At 39.1% G+C, this 20,247-nt stretch carries 18 protein-coding genes; 16 read left to right on the top strand and 2 right to left on the bottom strand.

From position 1 onward, the window contains the following. The 14 genes from HMPREF6485_RS05420 to HMPREF6485_RS05355 all read left to right on the top strand — a co-directional run. On the top strand, window positions 1-489 hold a 489-nt coding region (locus HMPREF6485_RS05420), incomplete at its 5' end, for a VapE domain-containing protein (protein ID WP_004345225.1). Window positions 490-706: 217 nt separating this feature from the next. Continuing rightward, entirely contained in the window at window positions 707-1,597 is an 891-nt protein-coding gene (locus HMPREF6485_RS05415) for a toprim domain-containing protein (protein WP_004345224.1), read from the top strand. A 143-nt stretch (window positions 1,598-1,740) separates the two neighbouring features. Continuing rightward, window positions 1,741-2,094 (top strand): plasmid mobilization protein, encoded by a 354-nt coding sequence (locus HMPREF6485_RS05410; RefSeq protein WP_004345222.1) that lies wholly within the window; start codon window positions 1,741-1,743, stop codon window positions 2,092-2,094. Then, the gene (locus HMPREF6485_RS05405) at window positions 2,091-3,011 is read left to right on the top strand and encodes a relaxase/mobilization nuclease domain-containing protein (protein WP_004345221.1); all 921 of its coding nucleotides are present in this window, start codon (window positions 2,091-2,093) and stop codon (window positions 3,009-3,011) included. Before HMPREF6485_RS05410 ends, HMPREF6485_RS05405 begins: the two co-directional genes overlap by 4 nt. A gap of 2 nt (window positions 3,012-3,013) precedes the next feature. Then, on the top strand, window positions 3,014-3,676 hold the full coding sequence (locus HMPREF6485_RS05400; RefSeq protein ID WP_004345219.1) for a hypothetical protein: 663 nt from the start codon (window positions 3,014-3,016) through the stop codon (window positions 3,674-3,676). A 345-nt stretch (window positions 3,677-4,021) separates the two neighbouring features. Further along, on the top strand, window positions 4,022-4,228 hold the full coding sequence (locus HMPREF6485_RS05395; RefSeq protein WP_043900924.1) for a helix-turn-helix domain-containing protein: 207 nt from the start codon (window positions 4,022-4,024) through the stop codon (window positions 4,226-4,228). After that, on the top strand, window positions 4,221-5,117 hold the full coding sequence (gene fic / locus HMPREF6485_RS05390) for a protein adenylyltransferase Fic (RefSeq protein ID WP_004345217.1): 897 nt from the start codon (window positions 4,221-4,223) through the stop codon (window positions 5,115-5,117). The genes HMPREF6485_RS05395 and fic overlap by 8 nt, the downstream gene beginning before the upstream one ends. 5 nt (window positions 5,118-5,122) lie before the next feature. After that, a complete protein-coding gene (locus HMPREF6485_RS05385; RefSeq protein ID WP_004345216.1) occupies window positions 5,123-5,935 on the top strand; it encodes a TIGR02391 family protein in 813 nt (270 codons plus the stop codon). A gap of 81 nt (window positions 5,936-6,016) precedes the next feature. Continuing rightward, on the top strand, window positions 6,017-8,893 hold the full coding sequence (locus HMPREF6485_RS05380) for a DEAD/DEAH box helicase family protein (RefSeq protein WP_004345214.1): 2,877 nt from the start codon (window positions 6,017-6,019) through the stop codon (window positions 8,891-8,893). Between the two features lie 11 nt (window positions 8,894-8,904). Further along, window positions 8,905-10,785: a DNA-methyltransferase gene (locus HMPREF6485_RS05375; protein WP_004345213.1), complete on the top strand. Its 1,881-nt coding sequence runs from the start codon at window positions 8,905-8,907 to the stop codon at window positions 10,783-10,785. A 12-nt stretch (window positions 10,786-10,797) separates the two neighbouring features. Further along, a complete protein-coding gene (locus tag HMPREF6485_RS05370) occupies window positions 10,798-12,690 on the top strand; it encodes a KAP family P-loop NTPase fold protein (protein ID WP_004345212.1) in 1,893 nt (630 codons plus the stop codon). Between the two features lie 10 nt (window positions 12,691-12,700). Then, a complete protein-coding gene (locus HMPREF6485_RS05365; RefSeq protein WP_004345211.1) occupies window positions 12,701-13,570 on the top strand; it encodes a hypothetical protein in 870 nt (289 codons plus the stop codon). Next, complete coding sequence (qatC, locus tag HMPREF6485_RS05360) at window positions 13,557-14,888, top strand: Qat anti-phage system QueC-like protein QatC (RefSeq protein WP_004345210.1); 1,332 nt, start codon at window positions 13,557-13,559, stop codon at window positions 14,886-14,888. The genes HMPREF6485_RS05365 and qatC overlap by 14 nt, the downstream gene beginning before the upstream one ends. Further along, window positions 14,889-15,578: a TatD family hydrolase gene (locus HMPREF6485_RS05355; RefSeq protein WP_004345208.1), complete on the top strand. Its 690-nt coding sequence runs from the start codon at window positions 14,889-14,891 to the stop codon at window positions 15,576-15,578. Window positions 15,579-15,919: 341 nt separating this feature from the next. On the opposite strand, the gene HMPREF6485_RS05350 is transcribed toward HMPREF6485_RS05355, so the two are convergent. Next, entirely contained in the window at window positions 15,920-17,149 is a 1,230-nt protein-coding gene (locus HMPREF6485_RS05350) for a VapE domain-containing protein (protein WP_004345207.1), read from the bottom strand. A 245-nt stretch (window positions 17,150-17,394) separates the two neighbouring features. Continuing rightward, complete coding sequence (locus HMPREF6485_RS05345) at window positions 17,395-17,826, bottom strand: DUF6078 family protein (RefSeq protein WP_004345206.1); 432 nt, start codon at window positions 17,824-17,826, stop codon at window positions 17,395-17,397. Window positions 17,827-18,459: 633 nt separating this feature from the next. Between HMPREF6485_RS05345 and HMPREF6485_RS05335 the strand changes: the two genes are divergently transcribed. Beyond that, window positions 18,460-19,023 carry a LemA family protein gene (locus tag HMPREF6485_RS05335; RefSeq protein ID WP_004340018.1) on the top strand — a complete coding sequence of 188 codons (564 nt, stop codon included), beginning with the start codon at window positions 18,460-18,462 and terminating at the stop codon, window positions 19,021-19,023. Between the two features lie 4 nt (window positions 19,024-19,027). Further along, window positions 19,028-20,035, top strand: coding sequence for a M48 family metallopeptidase (locus tag HMPREF6485_RS05330; protein WP_004345203.1), 1,008 nt, complete (start codon window positions 19,028-19,030; stop codon window positions 20,033-20,035). Window positions 20,036-20,247: the final 212 nt, after the last annotated feature.

Here is a 20,247-nt window from a genome sequence, read left to right as displayed (position 1 = left end):
GGGTTTATGGCATCAGTTAATGGCAATGACTTTCTAACAGATCCGACAGGAAGTCGTCGATTTCTACCATTTGAAGTTGAGCACATTGACATTGACGCTGCTAAAGAGGTTAATATCAACAAGGTGTACTCCGAAGCAGTTGAATTATGGAGAGTTGGATACCATTACTGGTTCAATGAAGAGGAAATTGCCGAACTGCATCAAGAGAGCGAAGGTTTCCAAGTACAGACCGTTGAATATGAAATGCTTCTTAAAGGAATGGAAAAACCTGCAGTAACCGAAGAAAGTTATATGACCACTTCTGAAATCTTGAATTATTTGCGAGCTTACACCACGCTTAATCTAAGCGAAAGGCGAATGGGTGAAGCCTTGAAAAAGGCAGGTTTCTTACGGAAATCCAAAAGGATAGGTGGCAACCCTATGTATGTTTACCACATACGCAAGATTATTCCCAACCCCTTTATTCAAAGTTATAATGCTAATTATTAATACTACTTTACTACAAGATAGATAAGACTTTGAAAGAAAAAAGGTTAGACCGTAGTAAACTATTAGATAGGGTATTACTACCTCATTACTACCAGCCTACCATATACACATGCAATGATTACTACAAAGATAGTTAGTACTACATGTTTTTCTTTCACTGTCAATGACTTACAAGAATATAACATTGTAGTAAGTAATAGACTTAAAAGTTACAAGTATGACAATAGATAAAATTAAAGCAATATCAATTAAAGATTACTTAGGTAGTATGTCTATATACCCTATAAAGAATTATGGCTATTACGGAATGTATAAAAGTCCATTCCGAAATGAACATACTCCAAGTTTCAAAGTTGATTATAACCAAAATCTATGGTATGACTTTGCTCTTGATGAAGGTGGGAGTATAATAGATTTGGTGATGAAGTTACATAATTGCAGTTTAATACAAGCTATAGAGTTGTTTAATGGCAAACAAAATATCCTGCAAAAATTCTCCATAGCAAATAGCAAAACAAATTCTCCAAGCCAATCACATATAGAGGTTGTCGGCTCTACCAACTTATGTCATCCAAATCTCATAGAATATTTCACACATAGAGGAATCAATCTGAATATTGCGAAAAAATATTGTAGGGAAATCCATTATAGAATTGGTGATAGGAGTTTTTACGCAATAGGCTTTCCAAACAATTCTTATGGGTATACTTTGCGCAATCCATATTTCAAAGGGTGTTTGCCTCCTTCCGATGTGTCGTATGTTCCCAGTCCTTCAGAACAAATCAATCTGTTTGAAGGTTTTATGGATTATCTTAGTCTGCTTACGATGAGTCCAGATGAAGAGAAGAAAGCTACACTGATACTGAACTCGATTAATAATATCAAAAAGTCAAGATTTTTTCTTTCAAAGCACAAGCTCATCTGTTCATATTTAGATAATGATGAAGGAGGAATGCGAACTTTAGAACAACTTAAAAGAGATGGTTTTACTGTCCAAGACTGCTCTTCCGTTTTCCAGAATTATAAAGACCTAAATGAGTATTTATGTGCTGAATTCAAGCATTCAGAGAAAGCAGAAAATAAGAAAATCAAAGGGATAAGACCATAACAATGGGATATGCTTCGTATAATCTATTTTTCGGGGAGCAAGTTTATGTTTTGGGCATACCAAAACCACTTGCTCCACCTCCTGCCACTCGGTGCAGAGGACTATCCCGTCGGTCTCCATCAAAACAAATTAAAGAAACAAATATGACTAAATCAGAATACAACAAAGGTGGTCGCCCAACTAAAGGCGCAGCCGAAAAGAAGAAATACCGTATCACGGTGAAACTTACCACAGAGGATTATTATACGCTCAAAGGCAAAGCCAAAAGCGCAGGAGTAACCATGAGTGAGTTTGTAAGAAAAGTTCTTGAGAAAGGAAACGTCGTTGAGCGGCTGACCGTAGAACAAGCAGACTTTATCCGTAAACTGTGTGGCATGGCAAACAATCTCAACCAGTTGGCGCATCGTGCCAATGCGGAAGGGTTTCATGCCGTTGCTCCTTTCCACAGAATCATCATTGGCAAGATAGACGAAATCCTAAATCTGATACGAAGATGATAGCCAAGATAATGAAAGGTGCAGGTTTCAAGGGTGTCATCAACTATATCCTCGACCCAAAGAAAGGAACGGAACTCATTGATACTTCTGGAGTAAGAACGGACAGTATCAACCACATTGTTCAGAGCTTCATTGACCAAACGGAATTGAATCCACGAGTAAGTAAGGTTGTCGGACATATCTCCCTGAGTTTTTCCGCACAAGATTCTCCCAAACTCAACAATGAATGGATGGCGAAAGTGGCTCGTGAGTACATGGAAAAGATGGGGATAAAAGATACACAGTATGTCATTGGTCGTCATTTCGACAAGGAACATCCGCACGTTCATATCGCTTTTAATCGGATAGACAATAATGGCAAGACTATCTCTGACCGTAACGACAGATTCAGAAGTGAGAAAATTTGCAAGGAACTGACCGCTAAATATAGCTTGTACTTCGCTGGTGGTAAGGAGAATGTCAAAGAACACCGACTGAAAGAACCTGACAAGACCAAGTATGAAATCTATCAGGCGTTGAAAGCAGAGATTGCCCAGTGCAGGAATTGGAAAGACCTTCTTGCTCACTTGAAAAAGCAAGATATTGATGTCCGCTTTAAGTATAAAGGAAACTCACAAGAAGTCCAGGGCATTATCTTTGAAAAGAACGGTTATCATTTCAATGGCTCTAAAGTGGATAGGGGTTTCAGTTATTCCAAGATAGACTTTGCCCTGCAACAGAATAACAGGGAACACGAACAGCAGACACAAGGAATGCTAAACCTCATATCCAATGTTGCAAGTGTTACGAGCGAAATTACCAACAACCTCATAGAAGGAGGATTGGATTTGTTTCAAACTCATGGCACTGTTCCTGCGGAGGTTTACAACACACTCGACAAAAAGAAGAAAAAGAAAAAACGTAAAATACATTTATAACTATGGCAGATAATAATACATTTGTCCTCTTTGAGGAAATCAAGAACAAGCTGGAAACAATTTACAGGGAACTAAAGGAACTGAAAGAAAAGGAGAACGGTTCTGTTTTCCTCCCTGTTCAATCTACACTAGCACAAAGTGATGAGCAGAAAGAACAGGAATTGCTCAATCAGTATGAACAGCGAACAAAAGAAGTGATTAACAAGTATATTGGTGTGCAAGTGCGTATCAAGGACGAGGAGGCTAAATCCATGGACAAATTGGTGGCAAGTGTCTTGACCATGTTGCACGAGTGGCAGGAGAATAAAGAGCATCCAATACCGCAGGAACATATTCACAGGCACAGTTTTGACCTCAAGTCCTCGAAAGTCTTTACTTATATGGTAGCAGTATCTGTCCTTTGTTTTGTTTCATTGGTCAGCAACTACTTCTTGTGGCAACGCAAACAGCAATATGAAGATGATGCTTTGAAATTCCAAATCATCAGAGTATGGAGAGGATGCAGCCCAAAGGAAATCCTATGGCTCAATGATGTGTTTGACATTCATCGTAATGCTGCAATAATTAAAAGAATCAAAAAGCATACAGATGATTATAATGTGGGACTGAAAGCAAAAGCAGATAGTCTAATGCAGAATAACTTACAAAACAAGAAGAATAAATAACGTGAGTTCGATATAAGAAATTTCTCCAATATATTATCTATAAGACACTTAGAGATTTATAACCCCCAAAATAAAGAAATAATCTTGTAATTCGAGTATTTATTACCACTTAAAAGGGTTATAGTGAGCTATTTTATCTAATCAAGTCTATTTTAAGAAGAATTGCCAATAAGTTAATATACTTATAATCAACAAGAAACGGAATATTTTAATTTAATTCTTATATCGAACTCACGTTAAATAGGATTGTGGATATAAAACTTTTGAAAGAGGAGGAAATATCTCCTCTTTTTTATTCTTTATACAAGAATATTTACTATATTTGCAAACAATCAGATGATATTTATGGAAAGTCCAACTAATAGAATTAAAGAGGTGCTTATCGAGAAAGGGATTAAGCAAACATGGCTTGCAGAGAAACTCGGTAAGAGTTTCACTATTGTGAACTCATATGTTTGTAATCGTCGACAGCCAAGCCTCGAATTGCTATTTCAGATAGCAGAGATCTTGCAGGTTAATCCAAAGGAATTAATTAACATCCCAGATGAGTAACTTTATTATGGTAGAGCATAAAAAATCTATTCGTTTTTTCAACGATCGTGAGGTAAGGGCGGTATGGGACGACGACCATAATAAATGGTGGTTCTCAGTGCTTGATATCATTGCGGCAATCAACGAGCAGGACGATTATCAAAAGACAAGAAACTATTGGAAGTATCTTAAAACAAAGTTGAAGAAGGAGAAGAACGAACTGGTTAGTGGCACTAACCAGTTCAAACTGCATGCTCCTGACGGAAAGCAACGATTGACAGATACGTTAGATAGTGAGGGAGTAATCTTGTTGGCAAAGGCAATACCCAATGTCAAGGCAATGGGATTTCTTGATTGGTTTACTTACAGCGACAATACCATCGATGGGCAGAGTAAGAAGAAAGCCTACCAACTTTTTGAGAGCGGACTATTGAAAACGGCAGAGCCTGGTAGCGTCAAGTGCCTGCAACAGATTCATGCCTATCTCTTTGGAGGATTATACGACTTTGCTGGACAAATCCGAACTAAGAATATTTCAAAAGGAGGTTTCACTTTCGCTAATTGTATGCACTTCCCCGCTACGCTGCTAACAATAGAACGAATGCCCGAAACTACCCTTGATGAGATTATGGACAAATATGTTGAAATGAATGTTGCACATCCCTTTATGGAGGGCAATGGTCGCAGTACTCGTATTTGGCTTGACCTCATGCTGAAGCGTTCTCTCAAACGGTGTGTGGATTGGAGTCAGATAGATAAGAACGATTATCTGTCTGCCATGCGTGAGAGTGTATCTGATAGTACACATATCAAGGCTTTAGTAAAACATGCACTCACCGCAAAGATTGATGATAGAGAAATGTTCATGAAAGGTATTGATTACTCATACTATTACGAACAAAATGATTAAATTTTATGGCTATATTAAGAAAATGCTTTCCCGTTAATGTTATCGAGATGGTTGCGAATATACTTGGTGATACAGATAAGGGCTTAACTGGTTCAGAAATACACCGATTACTATTGCAGGCTAATATTGAGGATAAAACCCAAGGAGGTGTAATGGTTGCCAAAAGAAAGAATTTATTTAATTCTTTAGCCAGTGAGCAGAATAAGAATAAATGCTCTAATAATATATTACGTTTTATAGGTTATGCTCTTGCTCCAAGCCGATATATCAAGAATGAAGAAGAGTTTGAAAGAATTAGAAGTGAGGTGAATCAACAATTGGCATTCGTTGGATATGAACTTGCCGAGTCAGGGAAGTTTAGAGAAATTGCAGTTGCAAGTACTATTTCTGATGTACAAATCAAGGCAAACAATCTAAAACAAGAAGTAGAACAAAGAAAGGGGCATAGCGAAATTATAAAATACTGTAAAGCTGAATTGTTAGTAAATAATTACTTCCATGCTGTTTTAGAGGCAAACAAAGGATTGTTCCAGCGTATAAGAGATTTATCGGGAATAAAAACGGATGGGAATAAACTTATAGAGGAAGTGTTTAGCAAGAATCCCATATTAATTATAAATAATTTTCAAACAAGTTCAGAAAAGAATGAGCATGAAGGTTTCTGTAGTTTACTTAAAGGTTTATGCAGTATGTTTAGAAATCCAACTGCACATGAACCCAAAGTTGACTGGGAGATTTCAGAACAAGATGCACTTGAGATACTTGGAATAATTTCTTATTGCCATAGAAGATTGGATAATTACCAAAAAATCAGATAATTCTATGCTTCATTTTTTATATTATTATGTGCCAAATGATTAAAATAACAATTAATGAAATAAATAATTAGATACAATATAATGTTCTATAATATCATACAAAGGAAAAGGAATGAGTGGTTAAGTCGTATAGATTGCCCTGTCAAGTCTTTGCTTTCATACATTGAAGGTAAAGGAATGATGCGTGATGCACAAATAGAGGCTATAAAGACTTACTTGTTCTTGAAGATAGAATGTGGCAATAAACCTTTGTGGAGGCTTTTCACGGAGGGCGATTTCTTGTCCCTCAATCTTGATAATATGAGTCTTACCGCTAAGGCAAGGCTTGTTCTGGAAACAAATAAAGCAGCAGCTTCACTTTATGAATATGCTTGTCAGAGTGATGAACAAGGGAATGTTTCAGCACCAGCATTAAAGAAATACATTGAAGAGAATCCCGATACAATCGATTATGTATCAGTCTTTAAGAAGTTTTTTTATGATGTAGCTTATCCTGACTATATTTTTAGTTTGCCAATGGGAGCCGGTAAGACATATTTGATGGCTGCGTTTATCTATCTTGACTTATATTTTTCATTAAATGAGCCAGATAACCTCTCATTTGCACATAACTTTATGATCTTGGCTCCATCAGGCTTGAAGGCTTCTATTATCCCAAGTATAAAGAATATACAAGACTTTGACCCTACGTGGATTCTTCCAAACCCTACAGCATCTCAAATAAAGAATGAGATTCAGTTTGAGGTACTTGATGCTCAGAAGACTGCACAAAAAAGCAATCTTGTTAAGAACCCAAATGCACAAAAGATAAATAGTCATCTGACGTCAAATGAAGTTCGTGGTCTGGTGGCAGTGACCAATGCTGAGAAAGTAATTCTTGATAAATTAGATAAAGATAAAAGCCCATCACTTCTTAGTGATAAGGAAAAGAAAGAGTTTGAGATATCTAATGAGCTTCGTTCTATTGTAGGAAAGATTCCCCATCTTTCTATTTTCATTGACGAGGTGCACCATGCTTCAGACGGAGACATAAAACTTCGTCAAGTTGTTAATAAATGGACAGAAACAGAAACCTTTAATTCTGTTTTAGGTTTCTCGGGAACTCCTTATCTTTCCACTGCCGAGTCGGTGAAGGTGGGATTAGACTTGTCATTGAAAAACAAGAACCTTTCAAATGTTGTTTATTATTATCCGCTGATAGAAGGTGTGGGTAATTTCTTGAAGTCTCCTACAATAAAAGTGTCAGATGGTGGTTATGAAACTATTATCCGCAAAGGTGTGTCAGAGTTCCTTGATACCTATGGCAATTTGGTTTATTCTAATGGTACATGTGCAAAACTCGCAATCTATTGTGGGCGCATAGATAATTTGGAAGAGAATATCTATCCTATTGTTGCTGAACTTATCACTAAGTTTGGCTTGAATCCTGCTGATACTATTCTTAAATATCATGGAGGAAACAAGGAGTATTCTGTGCCTGAGAGTGCGGCTGTTGAATTTGCTTCATTAGACACCAGTCTCTCAAAGATAAAGATAGTGTTGTTAGCACAAATTGGCAAAGAGGGCTGGGATTGCAAAAGTCTTACCAGCGTTATCTTGCCTCAAAAAGGCGCATGCCCTCAAAATATGGTTCTGCAGACTTCTTGTCGTTGCTTGCGACAGGTTGTAAAGAAAAGCAAGGAAACAGCTTTGATTTGGCTTAACGATGATAATGCGAAAACGCTAAATAAGGAGTTGGATAAGCAGCAACACACTTCTATTGAAGAACTTAACAAAAGTGGTAGTGCCAAACTGCACACCTTGCAGCGTTTCTCACGCATGGAGAAATTGCGTGTGCCCCCAATTGATTTCTTCCAGTTGAAGGTGTCTTATCTGACATTAGTGTTAGAAGATGAGTTGAATACAGCAAAAGAACTGCAAAGAAATGAATTATATGCTACCAGCGACTTACAACTAATCCGACAACAAAACTTAAAAGGAGAGGTTGAAGATAAGGCTACAGAACAGTTGCAGGATGATGAACACGATAAGCCAATAACATTCAACAGTTGGCTACATCTTATTTGTAAAGAGAGCTTCCACACTTTGCATATTGCTCAATTAAAGAAATATACCACGGCTTTGCAAGCTATCTTTAATACGATTACAGATATTCGTGGTGGTATACACTTTCTTAAGGGAGAATACAACCAAATACAGGTACGTGCCAATGTACGAAAAGCCTTTATTCCTCATCGTTCTATTGAGGTGAAAGAGGAAGTTATACCAGAGACTGCTGAACTTCTTCAGATTAAGAACTTCCAATCAGTAATAGAAGTGAATGATACTTCTAAATATTTCCCAAACCAAGAGCAGGTATTAAAGATAGTTGATGCAGATAAAGGTGAGAAAACTCTAAAGGCAGAAATACAAACAACCATTGATACGCTTAAAACATTAAGCAATCAAGACCAAACCATACAAGCACTATTGAATAGTCCCGATAGTTACGAGCCAACGGAAAGCAACATCAATGATAAGACTTATCATTATCTACCTTATAAATTCGACAGCAGTTTTGAGATTAGTTATTTTTCGGATTCCCTCCAAGCTATCATACGGGATAAGCAACTCGAGTTTTATTTCAATGGAGATGATAACCTGACCGATTTCAAAATACGTTGTTATAAAAAGAATGGTAAGAACTGGAGTTTGCTCGGTAATTACACACCCGACTTCTTAGTGATTAGCAGAGATGAACAGGAAGCAATCAAACAAATACTTATCATTGAGACGAAAGGCGAAGGCTTTGCTGCCAAGTTTGCTGAACGCAGGCAGTTTATGGAAGAAGAGTTTGTGAAACTCAATAACGAGCGTTTCGGTTACAATCGTTTCAGTTTCTTGTATATCGAAGATACGATGACACCAACCGAGCAAGATAAAAAGACCATTACAGCAATCAATCAATTTTTCAAATAATAGAATTCATTATGGCAATCAAATATATTTCTTACGATCCTAATGTTCTCGAAGGACAAGCTATACTCGATAACTTTGTGCGCACGCAGCGTATTCTGCGTTATCGTGATAACAGTAAAGTGGTTGAGCGTATTCTGCGTGGTATGCCACTCTATGAAGTAGAAAGCCAAGAAGTGGTGGGCAAGAATTCTAATCATAATCTCGTACTTCGTGGCGAGTGTCTTTCTGCTTGTGCTTATCTTAAAGAGAAAGGTGTGAAAGTAGACCTTGTTTATATTGACCCTCCTTTTGCCAGCGGTGCCGATTATGCTAAGAAGGTTTACATTCGTCGTAATCCTAGGGTGGCAGAAGCTATTAAGCAAGCTGAGACAGAGCTTGATAGCGAAGAACTCCGTAACTTTGAAGAAAAGATGTATGGAGATGTGTGGGATAAGGAACGTTATCTGAATTGGATGTATGAGAACCTCGTTGCAATCAAAGCTGTTATGAGCGACACGGCTTCTATCTATGTGCATTTGGATTGGCATATAGGACATTATGTGAAAATTCTGATGGACGAGGTATTTGGAGAGGATAAGTTTAGAAATGAGGTTATTTGGTATTATTACAACAAAATGCAAGGTAACGTAAATCGTTTCGCTTCAAATCATGATTCACTTTTTTATTATAGTAAGTCTGATGAATTTACTTATAATCAGGTTAAGGAAAAACGTGCAGAAACTATCAAGCAAATAAAACGAATTTGGGATAAAGAAACTCAAAAATTGGTTAATGCAAAAGATAATCAGGGAAAAGTAATTTATGTAGATTCTGACGAATTTACTATTGATGATGTTTGGAGGATGTCGATGTTACAGCCTGCTGACAAAAATGAACCCGTAGGTTATGCGACACAAAAACCTGAAGCGTTATTGGAGCGCATCATCAAAGCCAGCAGCAATGAGGATATGCTTGTGGCAGATTTCTTTGGTGGTAGTGGCGTAACTGCTGCTGTTGCTAATAGATTAGGTCGCAGGTTTATCCATTGCGATATTGGCATTAACAGCATTGAAACCACACGCGACCGATTGCGTAAGGTGGGAGCAGAGTTTGAAGTGATGGAGGTAAAAGATGGTGTTTCGCTCTATCGCAATCCTGTACAAACAATGGATAAACTGAAGAGCTTAATACCTGGACTTCGCAATGAAGATGCACTCGATAAGTTTTGGGAAGGAAGTATTCATGACACGAAAGAAGGTATGCTGCCTGTTTATCTTCCAAACTTAATGGACAGTAGCACTCGTTTGTTAGACACAGCACTGATGAATCGCATTCTGAAAGAAGCAATGCCCGACCTGCCTGACGAAACTAAAAAAGTAGTTGTTTATTATATAGATATCACAGATATAAAAGAAATAAAGCAATTCATTAAAGAGCAGAACAACACGCTGATAGAGGTTGAACTGAGAGACTTAAAGAACGTGCTCGATAACGTTGTAGTGGAAGACGATGCCGAGTTTGATGTGAAGGAAGTCCAACCAGAAGGTGAGGCTTTCAAAGTTTGGCAAGTAAGCATCAATCGTTTCTTTAGCGACCGTGTGAATAAAAAGATAGAGGAATACAACCTTAAAGGACAGCAACAGGCGTTGAAGGCTGGTAAAGAATTTAATCCTATCACGTTGAGCGAAGAAGCACTCGAAACAATCGAGTTCCTCAGCCTCGATTGTACTTCTGCCGATCCTTCTTCTCCTTGGCGCAGCGACTCCGAAATCCTCATAGACCGCCTTGGTTATGTACGTAAGAATGGTATTGATACCAAAATCTTCTGGGATGGTACAATTACCTCAGAAGAAAAACCTCTTCGTCTCAAGATAAGAAATATCTGTGGGGATGAAACAATATATGAACTTTAAAAATTATATCACATGTGGTCAGATATAGAAACATCAAAGGATTTACTAGGTTACACTGTCCATGCAGAGTTACTAAAGAAAATTATAATGGAGCCAAGTAATCTACCAGTTACAATTGGACTTTATGGGGATTGGGGATGTGGTAAATCCAGTACGCTCAAAATCTTACAAGAAAAGATTGAAAAAGACGCGGACTCAAAGGAAAATACTATTGTCGTATACTTTGATGGTTGGAGTTTTGAGAGTTTTGATGATGCAAAGATGGCTCTCATACAAGGTATTGTTGAGAAACTTGAAAGCAATACTAGTATTAAGAAAGAATGTATTGGTGCAGTAAGACAATTAGCAAAGACTGTTAAAGAAGAAATCTTCTCTATGCGCACGCTTTTATGGTCTGTGAAAAATATAGTAGCACCAGCCGCTCTTACCTATGCAACTGGTGGTCTTACAATACTACCAAGTCTTCTCTCATTTTTCGAATCATATAATAGTGATGAAAAAAAGAAAGAGCTTGCAGATGCATTAACAGGAAAAGATGCCGAAACTTTTTTAAAGAAAGCTTTAAATACGCATATAAATGCAGATCAATTCTCTGCAGTAAGAGAGTTTCGTGAAAGTTTTTGCGAACTTATAGAGGCTACAGGAAAAGAAAGAATAGTGATACTCATTGATGATCTTGACAGATGTTTACCTCAACATATCATTGATAATCTTGAAGCGATTAAATTATTTTTAAATGTAGAGAAGACTGCATTTATTATTGCTGCTGATCAGAATATTGTATCTAATGCCATCATGAGACAATATGGTGAGAAACTTGGCATACAAAAAAGAGGAGAAAGTGCGAGAAGTATTGGAGAAGACTATATGGACAAATTCATCCATATCCCCTATACAATCCCGAAGTTAAGTGATCAAGAAGTAGAGTCCTATGTAACATTACTATTATGCGAATCTGTACTTTCACAATCTGATTTTCAAACAATTCATAATGATTTTCAAAAATACATTATTGAACACAAATTTGAAGGATATGGTTGGAATAATATTAAAGAGATGCAGGGAGTAAAAGAAAATAAAGATTTAGCTGGAATTGTAGCATTTATGGCTCATTGTACTACTTCAATAAGTCATTCGCTCTACCGCAATCCGAGACTGATTAAACGCTTCCTCAATGCTTTTGAGATTCGTTTTCAACTACTCCAACTGAGCGGTAACTTATCTGAAACAAATAAATATTTGTTGTTAAAGCTCATGCTTTTGGAGATAAGTCATTCGAATTTATTTGGACAGTTAAACAGATGGACTATTGAGAGTAAAGGTTTTTCTCCAGAGATCAAAGAACTTGAGCAACAAGCTGCGATAGATAAAATAGATGTTGAAAACTATAAGGATTGGAACTCTAAAGATGTAAAAGAACTGCTAACGATGGAACCATTTTTCAGCTCATGTGATTTAAGAGAAATATACTGGGTTTCCCGTGACAAATTGATAGATGGTATGGGAGGAACTACTCTTATTCCCGAGAGAATTAAGAAATTATTGAAAATCATTTATAGTGCAGATACAGATACCACTATAAAAGAACGGTGTGAAGATGTAAAAGTACTAAATGGGGCTGATTTGGATAGTTTCTTTGAAATTCTAGATGGCAAATTGTTAACCGATTCTGAAGAAACTAAACCATATCGAGTATATTACTATCTAATCGAACTTGAAATTGATGGAGCTTATAACAGATTCATTGAAACTTTTTCTAGAGTTTCTGAAAAAGCTCCATTTTCGATATCTAATTATCTAAAAAGATTACTGAATAAATTCAATAATGATAAGATATTGCTCGAACTTATTCATAAAAATAATAGTCTTACAAGGATCATGTTTTCTAACGTAACAAAAAAATAAATAAGAAATTATGGGAACATCACAAAGACATAGCCCTTCTGTTGCTGGGCAACCTAATTGGGGTAAATCCTCTAATAGTCTGACTGTTGCTATTAAAAATTTGAAAAAACTGGAAGAAATAATTCCTGACGATAATGATGAGCAAAGTTCAGATATTGTTGAGCAAATACAGTCTTTGCCACAACCTGTGAGGTATACTTCTTCTGAAAAACAAATACGAAAAATAAACAACTCTTTTAGTAGAAACGTAAGATATTCTGTAAAGAGGTTAATTAAAGCATCTGGTGGAAAGAAAAATGTAGCTACAGGTAAGTCTAGAGCACTTGGTCATGCCGGTATAGCTGTTATGGGGAATTTCTTAAATACTATTTTAGAAATTCATCAACAAGGGTTAGACGGTTGGCTAAAAATTAAAGGTCTCACTCTTGAAGGAAAAAAATGGGAAGATATCTCAAACATTCTGATAGAAGCATGTTCCGATAAGGTTATTGGATTAGATGAAACTGCTGCAAATCAGGCAATAACAGAAACATTTGAGGGATTAAATGATATGATAAATGAAACCTCTTCAAATATAGAAGAGGTTCTTCAAAGCATATTGAACGGCCAAAAACTTCAGGAAATTATAGATAAATTCTTTGGGGTCTATATTTTTGTTCATCTTTCTCAAAATTTCACTGAAAAACTTGAGAAGAAATATGCTCAAGAAAAAGTTAATAAATATATGAAACAAATCAAAGAGCAAATTATTTCTGATATTCAAGAAGGAGTTAATGGTAGTAAAAGTATAAACGTTGACTGGAATGGTGATGAAGGGAAAAAATTTATCTTGGAAGAGTTTAATAAAATTCTAAATATATTTGATAATGATGAAGATTGAGGTTTTAGATTTTTCTTACAAAGGAAAAGAATCAAAAAAGCAACTTGTAATATCAGTTAGTATCCAGGGAAGCCATACTGTTCAGTCTACGGCTGTAACTATCGATATCTTTAATATCTCATATTTTGCAGAACGAATCCCCAAAGTATATTCGGGACTTTTGCTTTTATCTGCAGAGGTTTATGCTATTGATAGAGCTATATCAAGAAATAAAGACTCAATAAACGGCTGGTCTAGAGAGTTAGATGTAATATTTAAGGTTCCAGAATCGAGACTATTTCAATCAAATGCTAATCAAATAAATTCTCTTTTGTCTTTTCTAACAGGCGATTATTGGATATGTCAATTTAAAGATAGTCCTGAAATAGAATGGGTTCATCAAGAGAATTCAGATGAGTTTAATAATATTGCTCAAGTAAATCTTTTTTCTGGAGGAATGGATTCTTTGATTGGTGCTATTGATTATATGGAATCTTGTGGCAAGCAGTGTCAAATTTATCTTGCCTCACATCATGATAGTATTATGAAAGGTCCCAAAATTGATCAAGAGAGAATTATCACAAAATTTACACAACAATATCCTGATAAATTTATCTATCGGCAGCCTGTAGGTATTACACCAACGATATCAAAAGAACTTACTTGTCGCTCTCGCTCATTGATGTTCCTATCCATTGCTTTTATGGTTGCAGCATATAAGTCGTGTAAAGTAATTGTCCCTGAGAATGGATCTGTTTCACTCAATTATCCTTTATCTGTTTCAAGAAGAGCTGCATGTAGTACACGAACTACCCATCCCTTATTTCTTCAAAGTATAAGAGAATTATTATCAGTTCTTTCACTTCCCATAATAATAGAAAATCCATACGAATTCAGAACAAAGGGAGAGATGGTAGCAAATTGTCTTAATAAAAGCTATTTGCTGGACATTGTAGATAAATGTAATTCATGTGGAAAACGAGGAGGACATCAATTCATGCCTGACAATCCCCATGCTTCGCACTGTGGAAGATGCATGCCTTGTATGTATAGGAAAGCATCTATGGTTAATTGTAATGATTCTACAACTTATGGTATTAAGATGAGTACCCTTTTTCAACAACCGAAGAAAATTAGCAATGATTTCTATGCTATGTTGAACTATTTGAAAAAAGATATTTCAAAAGAAGATATTTCAAAAGAATTAAATATTATGGGACTAAAAAGGGATAATCCTAATTTCGATGATTATGTTAGCCTTGTTGAACGAACAAGATATGAATTAAAAACATTGATAGTAAAAGAAGGTAATAATGCAATTAAACAATATCTTAATTAAATGATAATTGATACACATTGTCATTTTGACAGATTTAATGACCCTGAAACCTTTATAGCTGGTGAAGAAAGGAAAGGAAATATAATTATTGGAATGACAAATTTACCTAGTCATTTTGAGATAGGGTATTCTCATCTCAAAGGGTTTAAGCATATCAGATTGGCATTAGGGTTTCACCCTCTGTTAGCTGATGATTCTATTAATGAGCTTTCTCTTTTTGATAAATTAGTTAATCTAACATCTTATATTGGAGAGATTGGATTAGATTTTTCAAGAGAGGGATATCGGTCAAAGTTAAGGCAACTGGAAGTTTTGTCACATATCTTAAGTATTTTAAAAGGGAAAAATAAAATTATAAGTGTACATTCGCGGAGAGCGGAAAGGGAACTCCTTGATTTACTTATAAAATTTGAAATAAAGAATGTAATTTTTCATTGGTATTCAGGACCAGTAGGTTTAATTCAAGAAATAGCTTCACAGGGATATTATTTTTCTGTAAATGAAGCTATGACAATATCTGAGAATGGAAAAAAAATACTTAAGTTCATTCCACGAGATAGGATGTTAACAGAAACAGATGCACCTTATAACGACAGGTGTAATATTTCTAATGTACTCAGTGCCTTGAAGTGTTCTGAAGGTGATATAAAAAACAACTTCTATTCATTAGTTAATAAATTAAATCAATAGTACCTTAAAGGTACAAGGAGACAACATCCAAGATGTTTTCTAATCAATACTACTCAAATTGAGGAAACATTTTTGTACCATAATAATGTAAATCATTGATAATCAATATAGAATACATTTGAGGAAGTTAACAACAAGTAATAGCAGCTAAAGGAAAATTAGCTGCTATTACTTGTTATTTTAGTTTCCTGTTTTTCCTGTCATGCTGTCATATTCTCCACAAGGGAATGATTATCAAGGCATTACGGATGAAGGGAAATATGACAGCATGAAAGGAAAAGTGACAGGACGAGAGGAATGGGGGATAGGGAAGAGAGAGGAAGGTGGACTGGAAAAGGAGGTCAGCGAACCGCTACCAGATATTCCGTGCCACGGGTGGTGTGCTTGCTTTTCAGTCCGTCGATATTGGCGAGGACCCGGCCAAAATGGGAAAGGGCGGAGAGGCGGAGTTGGGAACCTACTTGCTGCTTGAGCCGGGCGAAGATGGCAGCGGCCGTCATGTAGGTGCCGGCAGACTCGGTGGGCGGAATGGCAAAGGAGTCGAAGAAGAAAGCTTCGACAGGAGTGCGCTGTCGGTAGCGGCGGTTGTTGGCGATGATGGCCTGCGTGTCGGCCTCATCAAACCAATAGCGGCGACCGGCTTCCAGTTCGTCGACTGCCTGGGCATAGAGGCCGATATAGTCGAGACGGGAAGGCAAGGAGATGGGAGCCGTCAGCGTCACGGCTATAAACCGGCGGCAACCGCTCGGGTCGGTCAGCACATCATCCATGTTGGCTGTGGCGATGAACGAAGCCGTGCGGGGCAGTGTCTCACAGCGCAGGGCGTAAGGCCGCTTGATTTTGACATTGGCCAACTGCAATACGTTTTTCAGGAAACCGGCTTGCACGTTCGGGGCCACAGCGTTGAACTCGTCGATGTTGATGAGCAGATATTGCGACATGGCCAAAAGTAGGTTACGCTTCTCGCTGATAATGAGGTTGTCATTGTAGCCCCACTGTAGCGCATCAGGCAAGAGCCGTTTGCAAAAAGTGGACTTGCAAAAGCCTTGTTTGGAGATGAGCAGGGGTGCAACGCTATTGCCGTGAGTGGCATCGAGCCCCATCCATTGCGCCACCATACCCAGCATCCATGTGTGAAACCACTCGCGCCAAGAGGGCACATCAACGGGCACGCAGTCGGCCAAGTCGCCTATGTGGTCGTGCCCGTCCCAACGCCCGCGCACACTGTCAAGGTAATCGCGAATGGGATTGAAAGGCTTCACCATATTCGACTCGGTGTATCGCCTGATGTCCTTGTCCCACACATCGATGCCGTCCAGACGGGCTTGGATGGCAATGGTGTTGCGCATACGCTCGTCTGCCGGCAGGAAGTCGGACTGCGCTCCCAACGGACGGAGTTCGGTATATCCCTGCACTGTGTTGTAGCGCATCTCATAGTGGCTCCGCAGATAGTCAATCAAACGGCGGGTGATGTCGTTTCTGACACGTTTTGGGGTGTGTTCGCCCAATGGTTTTCCTTGATAGAATTTTACGATTTTAGTCTTGGTCTTAATATTTTTTCTCTTTTTCATATTCAGTTTTTTAGCAAGTAAACAAGTTGACGAGTGAACAAGTAAACGAGTTGAGTGTTTTTCTCGGTGAAAACTACTCGTGGACGCTCTTCATATACCTGTCTACTCGTCCACTTGTTAACTCGTGTACTTGTTCATCTGTCTACTCACACCAGCCCTGCACGGCCGGTGCGAAGGGTAGGAACCATCGGTGCAGAGCCCATGCACAAAATGTGCGAAGCCTGCGCACCGATGGCATGAGGGGACTATGAGAAGATGGCGGCAGTCTCCGCGTGATCAAACACGGGCTCCTGCGTGTAGCCGTACCGGCAGAACAGGCGGGCAATCTCACGCTGTTGACATTCACGCAACTTGCGAACGCCCTTGTGGTAACGGTAATACTCGTATCGGCTTCCGAGAAAATCCGTTATCTCATGCCGCAGCGGTGCATAGTCTTTATGGCTAACGGCATCAAAAAGATGTGTGAATCCCCAGACGAGCCGTTCGGTCTTCAACGGGCAGCGCTCACGGCATCCGCTTTCTGTCAGTGCCTGTGGCAAAACGCTCGGGGCCACGGTTCGTCCGGCCGGCAGCGACTCTCCGGCCAAATAGCGGAGACAATCGCCCCGCCAAACACATTGGTGCATGAAACACAGTGCCCAACCGGTGGGCACATCTTTAAAATCAATTTCGTTCATCGTTTTTGGTTAAATTAGTTATAGCAATATAAGTTGACGAGTTTGCAAGTTGACAAGTCAACGGGTCGTGTGTCTTTCGTCGGGTATGGCCTAATCCAAAAATGGGGAAAAGTGTCCCCGCAATGCTTTTCGGCTGCAAAGATACAACATCGGAGGGCCCTTGTCAAGAGTTTGGGGCAATTATTTTTTCGGCTGACATCATTCGAAATGTTTCCTGTCATAGTGCAACATATTAACATACTGACAGTTACAGTGAAAAATGACAGCATGACAAGAAAAACAGAAAAAATCAAAAAAGGGGGAATAATGAGGCGTGAAAAGGTAGAAAAATAAAGACTCAAAAAGGGAGCACGCTCATCGGGCCAAACTTTTCTGCACACAAACGCCAAAATTGTCGCCGACCTGAAGACGCCCAAATCGTACCGACAAGTATATAGCCCCCTTCTTGAATCTTTAAAACTTATTGGTATGATCAAGAACAGAAATGCATGGCTTTACACCCGCTTGTTGAATGAGCCAATCTTTCCCCTACTCTCCCCTACCCGTCTAAACTCCTAAAAAAATAAAAAATCGTTGTCAGACTCCTACTTTTACATTATCTTTGCTATCAGAACAAATTTTAAAAGACAGAATATGGAGACTTGGATTATCATTTCAATCGTTGTGGTTTTACTGTTCGTGTGGATGATCTCCATTTATAACAATTTGGTAAAACTCAGAAACAACCGGGAAAACGCATTTGCCAACATCGATGTGCAACTCAAACAGCGTCACGACCTCATTCCGCAGCTTGTAGCTACGGTCAAAGGTTATGCCGATCACGAAAAGGAAGTCTTCCAGCGGGTGACCGAAGCACGTGCTGCGGCGATGAATGCAACAGGAATCAATGAAAAAGTACAGACCGAAAATGCATTGACGAGTGCCTTGACCGGCCTGCGGGTATCGTTAGAGGCTTATCCGGAGTTGAAAGCCAACCAGAACTTTCTGCAATTACAAAACGAGATTTCGGATATAGAGAACAAGCTGGCAGCCGTTCGTCGCTTCTTCAATTCAGCCACACGAGAACTCAACAATGCCGTACAGACATTCCCTTCGAATATTCTTGCCAATATGTTCGGCTTCCACACAGAGCCGATGTTTGATATACCCAAAGACGAACGGGCAACTTTCGACAAGGCTCCCGAAGTAAAATTCTGAGCGGATGAGATACGTCGGGATGCAGACCCAGATACAGCGCAACAACCAACTCAGCTTGTTGCTGCTGCTGTTGTTCCCTCTGATTATACTGGCTACAGTGTGGGCTTTCCTCGCTTTAGTCGATCTCGCAGACGTGTCATATTACAACGAGTTCGGTGAACCTGTTCACGAACTGAATGTGCAGGTCGTAAACGCCCACTTTCTGGGTGCCTTTCCTTGGGTAATCGGGGGCGTACTGCTGTGGTTTGTCATTGCATTCTTCACCAATACGGCAATGATTCGGCAGGCTACCGGTGCCCGTCCACTGTTGCGAAAGGAGAATCCGCGCGTCTATAACATCGTTGAAAATCTCTGTATGACATGCAATATGGATATGCCCAAAATCAATATCGTGGACGATCCGCAACTGAATGCCTTCGCCAGCGGCATCGACAAGAACAGCTATACGGTAACCGTAACCACCGGTTTGCTCAATTTGCTCACCGATGAAGAACTTGCCGGCGTCCTCGGACACGAGCTTACGCACATCCGCAATCACGACACACGCCTGCTCATCACCAGTATTATCTTCGTGGGAATCGTCTCAACGGTGATGGGGGCTGTCGTTCGCATCTTATACGATATGTTTCTTTTCGGCGGTGGCAGTCGTCGGTCGAACAGCAAATCGGGCAGCAATGGAGCCGGAATCATCGTCGTGATAGCCATCGGAGCAGTGTGTTGCGCCGTGGCTTACTTCTTCACACTGATCACACGCTTTGCCATCTCCCGCCGTCGGGAGTATATGGCCGATGCGGGCGGTGCCGAACTCTGTGGAAATCCGCTGGCTTTGGCCTCGGCATTGAGGAAGATTTCGGACAATCTCGGCCTTGACAAGGTAGACCGAGAAGATGTAGCACAACTCTTCATCATCCATCCCGACGAGATGTCCACCGGTTTGTTAGGTTTTATAAATTCGCTTTTCAGCACGCATCCCGACACCGAACGCAGAATCAAAATATTGGAACAGTTTTAGAAGAAAGCATTCAAAATCAGTTTACCGACCGCTTTGACAATATGGATAAACGGTGCTTCGGGCCATTAGAAGTGCAAAAAACTTTGATGGGGAGAATCTATGAAAACCACCACGGAGAGTCGCCTTGCGACTTGGGTGCGAAGTCTCCCAAGAGTCTCAGCAGATTATTCTCCGATGCTTTGAATCTTTCAATACTTGAACATTTGAATGCT

Source organism: Segatella buccae ATCC 33574 (assembly GCF_000184945.1).
In the GTDB taxonomy this organism is placed as follows: Bacteria; Bacteroidota; Bacteroidia; order Bacteroidales; family Bacteroidaceae; genus Prevotella; species Prevotella buccae.
The sequence above is the reverse complement of the archived record's forward strand: the minus strand, read 5'-3'. Positions and strand labels throughout refer to the sequence as shown.

Excerpts from the sequence above, each read along its gene's own strand:
- HMPREF6485_RS05415 (WP_004345224.1), top strand. The coding sequence starts at position 707 with ATGACAATAGATAAAATTAAAGCAATATCAATTAAAGATTACTTAGGT.
- HMPREF6485_RS05410 (WP_004345222.1), top strand. The coding sequence starts at position 1,741 with ATGACTAAATCAGAATACAACAAAGGTGGTCGCCCAACTAAAGGCGCA.
- HMPREF6485_RS05405 (WP_004345221.1), top strand. The coding sequence starts at position 2,091 with ATGATAGCCAAGATAATGAAAGGTGCAGGTTTCAAGGGTGTCATCAAC.
- HMPREF6485_RS05400 (WP_004345219.1), top strand. The coding sequence starts at position 3,014 with ATGGCAGATAATAATACATTTGTCCTCTTTGAGGAAATCAAGAACAAG.
- HMPREF6485_RS05395 (WP_043900924.1), top strand. The coding sequence starts at position 4,022 with ATGGAAAGTCCAACTAATAGAATTAAAGAGGTGCTTATCGAGAAAGGG.
- fic (WP_004345217.1), top strand. The coding sequence starts at position 4,221 with ATGAGTAACTTTATTATGGTAGAGCATAAAAAATCTATTCGTTTTTTC.
- HMPREF6485_RS05385 (WP_004345216.1), top strand. The coding sequence starts at position 5,123 with ATGGCTATATTAAGAAAATGCTTTCCCGTTAATGTTATCGAGATGGTT.
- HMPREF6485_RS05380 (WP_004345214.1), top strand. The coding sequence starts at position 6,017 with ATGTTCTATAATATCATACAAAGGAAAAGGAATGAGTGGTTAAGTCGT.
- HMPREF6485_RS05375 (WP_004345213.1), top strand. The coding sequence starts at position 8,905 with ATGGCAATCAAATATATTTCTTACGATCCTAATGTTCTCGAAGGACAA.
- HMPREF6485_RS05370 (WP_004345212.1), top strand. The coding sequence starts at position 10,798 with ATGTGGTCAGATATAGAAACATCAAAGGATTTACTAGGTTACACTGTC.
- HMPREF6485_RS05365 (WP_004345211.1), top strand. The coding sequence starts at position 12,701 with ATGGGAACATCACAAAGACATAGCCCTTCTGTTGCTGGGCAACCTAAT.
- qatC (WP_004345210.1), top strand. The coding sequence starts at position 13,557 with ATGATGAAGATTGAGGTTTTAGATTTTTCTTACAAAGGAAAAGAATCA.
- HMPREF6485_RS05355 (WP_004345208.1), top strand. The coding sequence starts at position 14,889 with ATGATAATTGATACACATTGTCATTTTGACAGATTTAATGACCCTGAA.
- HMPREF6485_RS05350 (WP_004345207.1), bottom strand. The coding sequence starts at position 17,149 with ATGAAAAAGAGAAAAAATATTAAGACCAAGACTAAAATCGTAAAATTC.
- HMPREF6485_RS05345 (WP_004345206.1), bottom strand. The coding sequence starts at position 17,826 with ATGAACGAAATTGATTTTAAAGATGTGCCCACCGGTTGGGCACTGTGT.
- HMPREF6485_RS05335 (WP_004340018.1), top strand. The coding sequence starts at position 18,460 with ATGGAGACTTGGATTATCATTTCAATCGTTGTGGTTTTACTGTTCGTG.
- HMPREF6485_RS05330 (WP_004345203.1), top strand. The coding sequence starts at position 19,028 with ATGAGATACGTCGGGATGCAGACCCAGATACAGCGCAACAACCAACTC.